At 72.7% G+C, this 12,589-nt stretch carries 6 protein-coding genes; 5 read left to right on the forward strand and 1 reads right to left on the reverse strand.

Going from position 1 to position 12,589, the window contains the following annotated elements:
• Window positions 1–23: 23 nt before the first annotated feature.
• The gene (locus tag IE198_RS32975) at window positions 24–8,159 is read left to right on the forward strand and encodes a type I polyketide synthase (protein ID WP_189893369.1); all 8,136 of its coding nucleotides are present in this window, start codon (window positions 24–26) and stop codon (window positions 8,157–8,159) included.
• Between the two features lie 46 nt (window positions 8,160–8,205).
• On the forward strand, window positions 8,206–9,363 hold the full coding sequence (locus IE198_RS32980; protein WP_189893371.1) for an acyl-CoA dehydrogenase family protein: 1,158 nt from the start codon (window positions 8,206–8,208) through the stop codon (window positions 9,361–9,363).
• A gap of 148 nt (window positions 9,364–9,511) precedes the next feature.
• On the opposite strand, the gene IE198_RS32985 is transcribed toward IE198_RS32980, so the two are convergent.
• The gene (locus IE198_RS32985) at window positions 9,512–10,177 is read right to left on the reverse strand and encodes a class I SAM-dependent methyltransferase (protein WP_189893374.1); all 666 of its coding nucleotides are present in this window, start codon (window positions 10,175–10,177) and stop codon (window positions 9,512–9,514) included.
• A 232-nt stretch (window positions 10,178–10,409) separates the two neighbouring features.
• Here IE198_RS32985 and IE198_RS32990 point away from each other — a divergent pair, with 232 nt between their 5' ends.
• From IE198_RS32990 to IE198_RS35940, 3 genes are all read left to right on the forward strand, one after another.
• Window positions 10,410–11,276, forward strand: a complete 867-nt coding sequence (locus IE198_RS32990) for a metallophosphoesterase family protein (RefSeq protein WP_189893376.1) — start codon at window positions 10,410–10,412, stop codon at window positions 11,274–11,276.
• Window positions 11,273–11,950: a 4'-phosphopantetheinyl transferase family protein gene (locus tag IE198_RS32995; RefSeq protein WP_189893378.1), complete on the forward strand. Its 678-nt coding sequence runs from the start codon at window positions 11,273–11,275 to the stop codon at window positions 11,948–11,950. Before IE198_RS32990 ends, IE198_RS32995 begins: the two co-directional genes overlap by 4 nt.
• Window positions 11,951–12,351: 401 nt before the next feature.
• Window positions 12,352–12,589: hypothetical protein (locus tag IE198_RS35940; protein WP_229834755.1), on the forward strand; the 238-nt coding region annotated here is incomplete at its 3' end.

Below are 12,589 nucleotides of genomic sequence, written 5' to 3' on the forward strand. Positions count from 1 at the left end.
GCGGTAGAAAGGGCTGGAGCTCTATGGGCGTGAACGAGTGCGGGCAAGGGCTCACCGGTGTGGGTCAGAATGCCGTCGCCGTCATCGGAATGTCGTGCCGGGTACCGGGCGCCGAGGACGTGCGTTCCTTCTGGAAGCTGCTGGGGGAGGGCGAGCACGCGATAGCGGACGCGCCTGCCGACCGGTGGCCCACGGACATCGTCGAACTGGCGCGCCACCCGCAGGGCGGCTTCGTCGACGGCGTCGGTGACTTCGACGCGGGCTTCTTCGGCATCTCCCCGCGAGAGGCCGCGGTGATGGACCCGCGCCAGCGCATGGTGCTCGAGTTGAGCTGGGCGGCCCTGGAAGACGCCTTCCTCCCTCCGGAGAGCCTGCGCGGCAGCGCCACCGCGGTGTTCCTGGGAGCCACCGGTGACGACTACGCCTCCCTGGTGCACCGGCACGGCGCCGACGCGCTGTCCCACCACTCCATAGCCGGGCTGAGCCGGGGCCTGATCGCCAACCGGATTTCGCACCAACTGGGCCTGCACGGGCCGAGCCTGACCGTGGACACCGTGCAGTCCTCCTCCCTCGTCGCCGTGCACATGGCCTGTGAGAGCCTGCGCTCGGGAGCCGCGCGCCTGGCGCTGGCCGGCGGGGTCCATCTGAATCTGGTGCCGGAGAGCACGATCGCCTTCGCCCGCTCCGGGGCACTGTCGCCGGACTGCCGCAGCCACACCTTCGACGCCCGCGCCAACGGTTTCGTCCGCGGCGAGGGTGCGGGCGTGGTCGTGCTCAAGCGCCTGGCCGACGCGGTCGCCGACGGCGATCACGTGTACTGCGTGCTGCTCGGTGGCGCCGTCAACCACGACGGGCCGGGCGCGCTGACCGTGCCCAACGCCGAGGCACAGAGCGCGCTGCTGCGCGAGGCGTACCGCGACGCCGGGGTGGCCCCCGCGCAGGTGCGGTACGTGGAGCTGCACGGCACCGGCACCCGGGCGGGCGACCCGGTCGAGGCGAGCGCCCTGGGCGCGGTCTTCGGCGAGGGCCGCGACGCCGCGCAGCCGCTGCTGGTCGGATCGGTGAAGACCAACATCGGCCATCTCGACGCGGCCGCAGGCGTCCTGGGCCTGATCAAGGTCGCCCTGTCGCTGCGGCACGGTCTGCTGCCCGCCAGCCTCAACTACGAGACCCCGAACCCGGACATCCCCCTGGAGCAGTGGAAGCTGAGGGTCAACGCCGCCGCCGCGCCGTGGCCCGACGGCCCCCGGCTGGCCGGTGTCAGCTCCTTCGGGATCGGCGGTACCAACTGCCACCTCGTCGTCGCCGCCCCCGAGCCCCGGCCGGAGCCGCGGCCGAGCGCGGGGCCCGCGCCCGGCAAGCCGGTCCCGGTGATGGTGTCCGCGCGCAGCCCCCAAGCGCTGCGGGCCCAGGCCGGGCGGCTGCACGACTGGGTGCGCGACGACGCCGGTCTGAACCCGCTGGACGTAGGCCTCTCCACGACGACCACCCGCTCCGCGCTGAAGAACCGGGGCGTCGTGCTCGCCGCCGACCGGGAGGAACTGCTGGACGGCCTGACCGCGCTGGCCGAGGGCAGGCCGTCGGCGCGGGTCGTCACCGGCACCGCGGCCGAGGGCGGCGGCGTCGTGTGGGTGTTCTCCGGCCAGGGCGCGCACTGGGTCGGCATGGCCCAGGGCCTGTGGGAGACGAACGAGGTGTTCGCCGCCCGCATGGACGAGTGCGAGCGCCTGCTCCGGGAGTTCGCCGGCTGGACGCTGCGGGACGTGCTCGGCGACGAGACCGCCCTGAAGAGGATGGACGTCGTCCAGCCCGCGCTGTTCGCGGTCATGGTCTCGCTCGCCGAGGTGTGGCGCTCCGCGGGCCTGGCGCCGGACGCGGTCATCGGCCACTCCCAGGGCGAGATCGCCGCCGCGACCGCGGCCGGCATCCTCTCCCTCACCGACGGCGTGCGGCTGATCGTCGCCCGCGCGCGGGTCATCACCGAGAAGCTGTCCGGACGGGGCCTGATGGCCGTGCTGGACCTGCCCGCCGACCAGGTCGACCAGTCCCGCGTCTCGATCGCGGCGGTCAACTCGCCCGGCACCGTGGTGATCTCCGGCGACCCCGAGGCCGTCCGCGCGGCCGTCGCCGACTGCCAGGCCAGGGACCTTCGCGCCCGGATCGTCCCCGTCGACTACGCCTCCCACAGCCACCACGTGGAATCGATCCGGGACGAGGTGCTCAGCGGCGTCGCGGGAGCAGCGACCACCGACACCGGTGTGGCGTTCTACTCCACCGTCGCCGCCGGACGCGTCGACCCGGCCACGCTGGACGCCGAGTACTGGTACCGGAACCTGCGCGAGCCCGTGCGCTTCGCCGACACCGTCCAGGCACTTCAGGCCGACGGATACGGCGTGTTCGTCGAGGTCAGCCCGCACCCGGTGCTGACGATGCACATCGCGGCCACGGCCGGCTCCGCCGTCGTGCAGCCCACGCTGCGCCGCAACCAGGACGAGACGCAGCGCCTGCTGCTGTCCATGGCCGAGTTGCACAGCCGGGGCGTCGACCTGGACTGGCGGGGCATGTTCACGGGCGCGCGGCGCGTGCCGCTGCCGACCTACGCATTCCAGCGAGAGACCTACTGGGTCGACGGCGCCGCCGTCGAGCCGCCCGCCGCGCGACCGGCCCTCGCCGCCGCTGCGCCTGCCGCCGCTTCGCCCGAGGCCGCTCCCGCCGCCGACGGGATGTCCGAGCAGGACCTGTGGACGCTGGTACGCGGAGAGGCGGCGGTGCTGCTCGGGCACGCCGACACCGCGCGGATCGGGACGGACAACACCTTCAAGGAACTCGGCTTCGACTCGGTGACCGCGGTGCAGTTGCGCGACCGGCTCAACACCGCGACCGGTCTGCAGATGCCCGCCTCGCTCGCCTACGACCACCCGACCCCCGCCGCGGTGGTGCGGCACATGCGCGAGCAGCTCTCCGGGCAGGGCGAGGACCGGGCCGCTGCGGAGGCCGTCACCGTCCCCGCCGCGGACGAGCCGATCGCGATCGTCGGCATGAGCTGCCGGCTGCCCGGCGGCGTGGCCACCCCCGACGACCTGTGGCGACTGGTCGCCGACGGGGTCGACGCGATCACCGGCTTCCCCGAGGACCGGGGCTGGCAGGTCGACGCGGGCGCCGACTTCGTTCCCGCCGGCGGCTTCCTGGACGACGCGGCGGACTTCGACGCGGGCTTCTTCCGGATCAGCCCGCGCGAGGCCCTCGCCATGGACCCGCAGCAGCGGCTCGCCCTGGAGGCCGTGTGGGAGGCGCTGGAGAACGCGGGCCAGGACCCGGCAGAGCTGCGCCGCAGCAGCACCGCGGTGTTCATGGGCGCCATGGCCCAGGACTACCTGCCGCGGCTCCAGGACGTGTCCGGCAACCTGGCAGGTCACGCGCTGACCGGCGGCTCCGGCAGTGTGGTGTCCGGCCGGATCGCCTACTCCCTCGGGCTGGAGGGACCGGCCGTCACCGTCGACACAGCCTGCTCCTCCTCCCTGGTCGCCCTGCACCTGGCCGCCCAGTCGCTGCGGTCCGGTGACTGCACCCTCGCCCTGGCGGGCGGCGTCACCGTGATGTCCACCCCGGGCATGTTCGTCGAGTTCGCCCGCCAGGGCGGGCTGGCCGCCGACGGCCGCTGCAAGGCGTTCTCCGACGCCGCCGACGGCACCGGCTGGTCCGAGGGTGTCGGCGTGCTGGTGCTGGAGCGGCTGTCCGACGCGCGCCGGGCCGGCCGCCGCGTCCTGGCCGTGCTGCGCGGCAGCGCGATCAACCAGGACGGCGAGAGCAACGGCCTCACCGCGCCCAACGGCCCCTCGCAGGAACGGGTGATCCGCCAGGCCCTCGCCTCGGCCGGCTTGTCCCCGTCCGAGGTCGACGCCGTGGAGGCGCACGGCACCGGCACCGGCCTCGGCGACCCCATCGAGGCTCAGGCGCTGCTGTCCGTCTACGGCCAGGACCGCGAGGACCCGCTGTGGCTGGGGTCGCTGAAGTCCAACATCGGACACACCCAGGCCGCCGCGGGCGTCGCGGGCGTGATCAAGATGATCACGTCGATGCACGAGGGCGTGCTGCCCAGGACGCTGCACGCCGAGCAGCCCTCTCGCCGGGTCGACTGGTCCTCCGGCGCCGTACGGCTGCTGGCCGAGCAGCGCGACTGGCCGGGCGCGGACCGCCCCCGGCGCGCAGGCGTCTCCTCGTTCGGGATCAGCGGCACCAACGCCCATGTGATCATCGAGCAGGGTGACACCACCGAGTCCGCCGCGCCGTCAGCCGCGCCGTCCCGGGGCGAGTCGGTCTGGCCGGTGTCGGCGCACAGCGCCAAGGCGCTGGCCGGACAGGCGCGCAAGCTGGCCGACGCGCTGGCCGCCGACGCCGCCGCGCACCCGGCCGATGTGGCCGTGTCCCTGGCCACCCGGCGCTCGTCCTTCGACCACCGCGCTGTGATCATCGGGGCGGGCCGGGAGGAACTGCTCGCCGGACTGGAAGCCCTGGCCCGGGGGCAGCGCGAGTCCGGTGTGGTCACCGGACACGCATCGGCGCCGCCCGGCATCGGCGTCCTCTTCTCCGGGCAGGGCAGCCAGCGCCTGGGCATGAGCCGTGAGCTGATCGAGGCCTTCCCGGCGTTCGCCGACGCCTGGCGCGAGGTCTGCGAAGAACTCGACCCCCTGCTGGAGCTCCGCATCGACGAGGTCGTCTCGGCCGAGCCCGGGTCAGAGGCGGCCGGGCTGCTCGACGAGACCGCGACGACGCAGCCCGCGCTGTTCGCCTTCGAGGTGGCCGCCTACCGGCTGGTGACCTCCCTCGGGGTCGAGCCCACGGTGCTCGTCGGGCACTCCATCGGCGAGCTGGCCGCCGCGCACGTGGCAGGCGTGTTCTCACTGGCCGACGCGGCCCGTCTGGTCGCCGCGCGCGGGCGCCTGATGGGGGCACTGCCCCGCGGCGGGGCCATGGTGGCCGTGCAGGCGAGCGAGGACGAGGTCCGGGCCGCCCTGGCCGGGCACGAGCAGGCTGTCTCCATCGCCGCCGTGAACGGCCCCGCGGCCGTCGTGATCTCCGGCGTGGAGGAGGTCGTCACCGCGGTCGCCGCGGCCCTGGCCGCCGAAGGACGCAAGACGACCCGGTTGCGCGTCTCGCACGCCTTCCACTCGCCGCTGATGGAGCCCATGCTGGACGAGTTCCGACGCGTCGCCGAGTCGGTCACCTACACGCCCGCGCGCGTCGCGGTCGTGTCCAACGTGAGCGGCGCCATCGCCGAACCGGGCGAGCTGGAGCAGCCCGGGTACTGGGTGCGCCACGTGCGCGACGCCGTGCGCTTCGCCGACGGGGTCGCCGCCGCCGTGAAGGCCGGGGCCGAGGCGCTGGTCGAGGTCGGCCCCGACGGCGTCCTCTCCGCCATGGCCGCCGACACCCTCACCGACGGGAACCTGACGGCGATTCCCCTCGTCCGCAAGGGTCGTTCCGAGAAGCGTTCGGCGGCGGAGGCCCTGGCCCGCCTGCACGTCGCCGGTGTCCCGGTCGACTGGCGGGCCTATCTGGACGCCGTCGGCGTCGCGGGCAGGCCCGTCGACCTGCCCACCTATGCCTTCGACCACCAGCGTTACTGGGCGCAGCCGAGCAAGCCGCACGGCGATGTCGCAAGTGCCGGGCTGGAGCCGGTCGGGCATCCCTTCCTCTCCGCCGCCACCGAGCTCGCCGTCGGCGACCAGGTGGCGTTCAGCGGACGGATCGACCTCGTCGGCGAGCCCTGGCTGGCCGACCACGCCATCTTCGGCAACGCCGTGTTCCCCGGCGCGGCCGTCGTGGAGATGGCGCTGCGCGCGATCGAGAACACCGGCTGCCGTGTCATCGAGGAACTGACCCTCCACGCGCCGCTCACCTTCGCCGACGGCGCCGTACAGGTGCAGGTCGTCGTCGGCGAGGCGGAGCAGTCGGGCAGGCGCCCCCTCGGGGTCTACTCGCGGCCCGCCGCCGGCGGCTCCGGCGGCTGGACCCGGCACGCCGCCGGGCACGTGGTCCCGCAGGCTCCCGCTCGCGCCGCCACGGTGGACGTGTGGCCCCCGCAGGACGCCGTCCCGGTGGACGTGTCCGGCTTCTATCCGGAGCTGGTCGACCGGGGCTACGGTTACGGCCCGGCCTTCCAGGGGCTGCGCTCGCTGTGGCGGCTCGGCGACGACGAGGTCTACGGCGAGGTCCAGCTGCCCGAGCACGTGCCGCACGCCAAGGACGGATTCGCCGTGCATCCGGCCCTCTTCGACGCCGCCCTGCACCCGATCCTGTCGCTGGTGGTGTCGAACGATCCGACGCAGACGGTGCTGCCCTACTCCTGGGCCGGGGTTGCCTGCCACGCGCACGGCGCAGGCCGTCTGCGGGTCCGCATGACCCGGATCAGCGAGACCGAGGTGTCGCTGTCGATCACCGGCCTTGACGGTGTGCCCGTACTCACCGTCGAGTCCCTGGCCCTGATGCCGGCCTCGGCGGACCAGCTGTCCAGAGGCTCCGTCGCCGACTCCCTGTTCGCCGTGCGCTGGTCGCCGGCGGAGCGGAGCCCACAGCGGCCGGCCGAGTCGGCCGAGATCGTGCACATCGAGGCGGGCGGGCACGGCGACGCTCCCGCGTCGGCCAGGGCGAGCGCCCGTGAGGCGCTCGAGCTGGTGCAGCGACGGCTGGACGACCACCACGACCGCCCCCTGGTCATCGTGACCAGGAACGCCGTGGCGGCCCTCCCCGGGGAGACGCCCGATCTGGCCCTCGCACCGGTGTGGGGCCTGGTGCGCTCCGCGCAGGCCGAGCACGGCGATCAGTTCGTGCTCGTGGACACCGACGGCAGCGAGCAGTCGCTGCGCGCGCTGGAGGACCTGGACGCGCGCGTGCCCCAGCTCGCGATCCGCCAGGGCAAGGCCTATGCACCGCGACTGGTCCCGGCGCACGCCTCGTCCGCCGCGCGGCAGGCCTGGGATCCGAACGGAACGGTGTTGCTCACCGGCGCGACCGGTGGTCTGGGCGCCCTGCTCGCCCGGCATCTGGTCGTCGAGCACGGAGTGCGCAACCTCCTTCTTCTCAGCCGCTCCGGTGCGGCCGGGCCGGCTGCGGAGCTGGCCGAGCTGGGCGCCAACGTCACCCACGCGGCCTGCGACGTCTCCGACGTCGGGGCGCTGGAGCAGCAGCTCGCGCGGATTCCGCAGGAGGCACCGCTCACTGCGGTCGTGCACATGGCAGGCGTGCTCGACGACACCACCGTGGAGTTGATGACGCCCGAGCGGATCGACCGCGTGTTCGCGCCCAAGGTCGACGCCGCATGGCATCTGCACGAGCTCACCAAGGACATGGAGCTGTCGGCCTTCGTGCTGTACTCCTCGGTCGTGGGCGTGATCGGCAACGCGGGTCAGGCGAACTACGCGGCGGCCAACGCCTTCCTCGACGCACTGGCCGAGCACCGCGCCGAGGCGGGGCTGCCCGCACTCTCGCTGGCCTGGGGTCCGTGGGAGATCGGCATGGCGAGCACGCTCGGCCAGGCCGATCTGGCGCGCTTCCGGCGCCATGGCATGGCGCCCCTGACGGCGGAGCGGGGCACCGCCCTGTTCGACGCCGCTCTCGCCACGGACGAGAGGCTGCAGCTCCCCGTGCAGGTCGATCGGGGCGCTCTGTGGCAGGACACCGTGCCCGAGCTGCTGCGCACCCTGGTCCAGCCCGCGCCCGCGCCTTCCGAGCGGCCCGTCGCCGCCGAGGAGAGCGGGGAGTCTGCCATGGCGCGCAGGCTGGCGGTCCTCTCGCCGGAGGAGCAGCGCGAGGAACTGGTGACCCTGCTGCTGGAGACCGCCGCCGTGGTGCTGGGCTACCCGTCCGCCGAGGACATCGACGCCGACATGTCGTTCCAGGAGATCGGGTTCGACTCCCTCAGCGGCGTGGAGTTCCGCAACCAGGTCAAGCAGGACACGGGAGTGCACGTCCCGGCAACGGTGATCTACAACTACCCGACGCCTGCCGCGCTGGCGGAGCGCCTGCGGGAACTCATGTTCCCCGAGCCGGACCAGGTCGAAGGCGAGATGGCCGACGTGCCGGACGACGGGATCGACGGACTCGACGAGATCGATGAACTCGACATCGAGGCACTCGTGCAGCGGGCGATCTCCGAATGAGTACTCCGTGCCCCCGTGTGCCCGATCTGGAAATGATGGTGGAGAGATGAATCCGGAAGACCTGAAGGCCGTTCGCTCGTTCGTCAAGGAGCATCTCGGCGACCGACATGCGGAGATGGACGCGATCGAGGACAAGCCCTCGGACGTCTATGAGAGGTTCCGGGAGACGGGACTGGCCAACTGGTGGCTGCCGGAGGAGCTCGGCGGCCGCGGACTCAGCCTCGAGGACAGCGTCGAGATCGTCAACGAGATCGCCTACGGCGACGCCGGGGTGGCCTTCACGCTCTTCATCTCGGTTCTCGGCACCAGCATCGTGCAGCTGTACGGCTCCGAGGAGCTCAAGGCCCGTCATCTCGAGCCCATGGCCGCCCGGGGCTCGTTCTGCGCGACGCTGGGCAGCGAACAGGCCGCGGGCAGCGAACTCGGCAAGATCGAGACCGTGGTCGCGACCGAGGGGGACGAACTCGTCGTCACCGGTGAGAAGTTCTTCTCCACCAACACCGACTTCGCCGACTTCCTCGTCGTCGTGGCCCGCTCGGCCGAGGATCCCGAGGCCTACCATGCCGTGCTGATCCCGCGCGACACCCCCGGCGTCGAGGTCGTGAAGCGCTGGGACGTCATCGGTCTGCGCGCCTCGTACACCTACCAGGTCAGCCTGAAGGGCTGCCGCGTCCCAGCCGCGAACCGGCTCGAGGGCTCGGGCCTGCGGCTGCTGGAGATCGGCCTCAACGCCAGCCGCATCCTGATCGCCACCACCGCGATCGGGATCGCCCGCCGCATTCGCGACCACTGCATGACCTACGCCAAGAGCAAGCCGTTCCGCGACGGTGTCCTCATGGAGAGCCCGGTGTTCGCGCAGCGGCTCGCGCAGATGGAGATGCAGATCGACGTCATGAAGAGCCACTGTCTGCGCGCCGCCCGCGACTATGACGCGATCATGACGGATCCTCGCGCCGCCGCCCTCTTCCACCGACAGGGCACCCTCAAGTCCGCCTTGACCGCCAAGATGTTCTGCGGCCAGGCCGGCTGGGAGGTGGCCGGCGTGGGCTCCGAGATGTTCGGCGGACTCGGCTACACCGATGAACTGCCCATCGGCAAGCTGATGCGCGACATGAGGTACGTCTCCATCGTCGAAGGCGGCGACGACGTCCTGCGCGACCTGCTCTTCAGCCGCTACGTGGTCCCCGTGCCCCGCCGCTCCTAGCGCCCGGACAGGGCACGCCAACGCGCCGTGAGGCCGTGGACCCCTGACGAACGGCCGGTGGGCCGGAGTCGAACCGTCGCTGCCGCACGGTGTCGAGCCCGGCCCGCCGCCGGCCGTGACCGGCACGGTCGCATCGGACCCCGGGCGATCAGGGGACCTCGGCCTCGAACAGGGCGGTGCAGCCGTGGACGGAGACCTTGTGGGACGGGAAGCGGGCGGCCAGCTCCGTGCGCAGGTCGCCGAGGCTGTCTTCGGAGTTGTTCATCATGCCGCGCCAGTTCCACACCGGCACGACGGCCCGGGCGGCCGCCCCGACCGGTACGCCCTTGCTGAGCACGGTGGCGCCGAAGATGCGCCCACCCGGCCGTACGCAGGCCGCGACGTGGTCCAGCACCTTGGCCTTCTGACGAATGCTGCCGGGCACACAGTGCAGGAGGAAGTTCATCGACGCCGAGCCGAAGGCGGCCTTGGGAAGCGGTAGCGGTTCCAGCGCGTTGGCCCGCACCGTCCTGACCTCGAAGCGGGCCAGGCGGCGGGCGGCGTGGCGCAGCGAGTGCTCGTTCAGGTCGACGAGGGTGATGGCCTGCTCCGGAGCGGTGCGGCAGTTGTCCAGGAAGTAACCGGTGCCCACACCGACGTCCAGGTGTTCCGGGGACACGTTGCGGTCGAACATGGCGACCACCTCGGACACCGGGACGCGGAAGAGGAACCGACAGTTGATCTTGAAGGCCACCAGGTCGTACAGGGGCAGCGTCCACGGCAGGTAGACGGCCTGGCCGGCGTGCACCTGCTTCGAGTGGGGCGAGGTGGTCACGTGCAACCTCCGGCCGGCGGGACGAATATGTCTGGCCATGACTATACGTGGGCCGTAGTGCCGTGATCCGCAGGGCAGTTGGGCTTTTCGGGCGAGGCCGCGCCGCCGGTGCCGGCCGCGCACGTCCATCGTCGCCGGGCCGTACCGGCGGGAGGGCCTCGATGGCCCGGTCGGCCGGGACGCGACTATTCTGGGGCGCGGCGACACGGGTCGCCACGGGGGAAGGGGTTCCATGTCCGGGGGAAGGCTGTACGCGGTCAGTGACCTGCATGTGGTGCATGCGGAGAACCGGGCCCTCACCGAGTCCTTGCGTCCCTTCTCGGACGAGGACTGGCTGATCGTCGCGGGTGACGTGGGCGAACGGTACGCCGACGTGGAGTGGGCCCTGACCCTGCTCGCCGACCGGTTCCGGAGAGTGGTCTGGTCGCCGGGCAACCACGAGCTGTGGACCCCGCCCGGGGACCCCTGCGACCTTCGCGGTGAGAAGCGGTATTCGGCGCTGGTGGAGACATGCCGGGGTCTGGGCATCGCCACCCCGGAGGATCCCTATCCGGTGTGGGACGGGGAGGGCGGCCCTGCAGTGGTGGCGCCGCTGTTCGCCCTCTACGACTACTCGTTCCGGGCACCCGGCTCCCGTACCAAGGAGGAGTCCCTGCGCCGCGCCCACGAGGCCGGGGTGGTCTGCACGGACGAGTACCTGCTGCACCCCGACCCGTACGCGGGGCGCGACGCATGGTGCCGGGCGCGGGTCGCCTACACGGAGGGGCGGCTGGCTGCCGTGGATCCGGGACTGCCCACCGTTCTGGTCAATCACTGGCCGCTGCTCCGCGATCCCACCCGGATCCTGCGGTATCCGGAGTTCGCTCAGTGGTGCGGCACCGAACTCACCGCTGACTGGCACGTGCGGTTCCGGGCCTCGGCCGTGGTGTACGGCCACCTCCACATCCCGCGCGTCACCTGGCACGACGGCGTGCGCTTCGAGGAGGTGTCGGTCGGCTATCCCCGCGAGTGGCGCCCACGGCCGCCGCGCGAACCGCTGCGGCAGATCCTGCCTCTGCCTGAGGGCCGGCCCGGCGAGTCGTCGGGAGCGGGCCGGTGATCGGGGACCTGCTGCCGACCTGGGCCGTCGCCGAGTACGCACGAACCGACGCCACCGATGACGCCACCGGAGTGCTGTTCCCGGAGGAGGAGGACTGTGTGGCCCGAGCGGTGCCGAAGCGGCGGCGGGAGTTCACCACCGTGCGCCTGTGCGCCCGCGCGGCGTTGCGGCGCCTGGGCCACCCGCCCGCGCCGCTGCTGCCCGGCCGGCGGGGCGCGCCGCGCTGGCCTGACGGTGTGATCGGCAGCATGACGCACTGCGACGGCTACCGGGCCGCCGTCGTGGCCCGCGCGGAGGACGGACTGTCGCTCGGCATCGACGTGGAGCCCGACGGGCCGCTGCCCGAAGGGGTGCTGGACGTGGTCGCCCTGCCCGCCGAGCAGGACCAGTTGGCCCTGCTCGGCGCGCGCCGCCCCACGGTGCACTGGGAGCGGCTGCTGTTCAGCGCCAAGGAGAGCGTCTTCAAGACCTGGTATCCGCTCACCGGCCGGGAACTCGACTTCCATGAGGCCCACGTGACGGTGGACCTGGCGTCCGGTACGTTCTCGGCCCGGCTCCTCGTCCCCGGCCCTGTGATCGGCGGACGCCGCCTGAGCAGTTTCACCGGCCGGTGGGCGGCGGACGGCGGGCTGGTGATGACGGCCATCGCCCTGCCGGCCGCCACCCCGGACTGACCGGAGACCATCGGGAACGTGCCCGGGCCGCGGGCACAACGTCGTTGCGCCGAGCGTCGCGGCCGTGCACCGGCGTCGCGCACCCTCTGCTCGGGATCCCGGGGACGCATGCCGCAGTCGAGCGCCCCGTGGCCGTTCCGGCACGGGGCCTTGCCCGGAGTCGGCAGGACGGCAGACCGTCGCCCGCGGAGTCGGCGCCACTCTCGCACTCGTTGCTGCCCGGCGCGGCGGTCCCTGCCGAACAGGACCTGCCGCGCCGGCCGTTGATGCCCGACCGGATCGGGCCGGCGACGACGGCCGTGCTGCGTCCAGAACTTCACCAGCGCCGGTGCGGCTCCGTTACCGCGCGCCCAAGGGGGCGCTGACCGCTGCGAGGCTGGAGGCCCTGCGGACGCACAAGCATGCCGTCACCCCACGCTGCGCGCCGTGTCTCCCCGGAGGGGCACCAGCACGTGCTGCCGGAGGTCCCGCACTACCGCGTACGCCACGACGACCTGCGTGGCGCGGTCCCCGAGGCCGAGGCGCGCGCCCTGGACGCGACGCGCGGTGACATGTCGCCACCAGGTGCGGGAGACCGACCAGTGGCCGCTGTTCGAGCTCCGACGCTGGTGCGGGCCCGGCTCACCGGCATGAGACATG

This window comes from Streptomyces xantholiticus (genome assembly GCF_014651015.1).
Classification (GTDB): Bacteria; Actinomycetota; Actinomycetes; order Streptomycetales; family Streptomycetaceae; genus Streptomyces; species Streptomyces xantholiticus.

What these genes read in the sequence shown, in the direction of transcription:
- IE198_RS32990 (WP_189893376.1), top strand. Translation starts at nt 10,410, where the DNA reads ATGTCCGGGGGAAGGCTGTACGCGGTCAGTGACCTGCATGTGGTGCAT.
- IE198_RS32975 (WP_189893369.1), top strand. Translation starts at nt 24, where the DNA reads ATGGGCGTGAACGAGTGCGGGCAAGGGCTCACCGGTGTGGGTCAGAAT.
- IE198_RS32980 (WP_189893371.1), top strand. Translation starts at nt 8,206, where the DNA reads ATGAATCCGGAAGACCTGAAGGCCGTTCGCTCGTTCGTCAAGGAGCAT.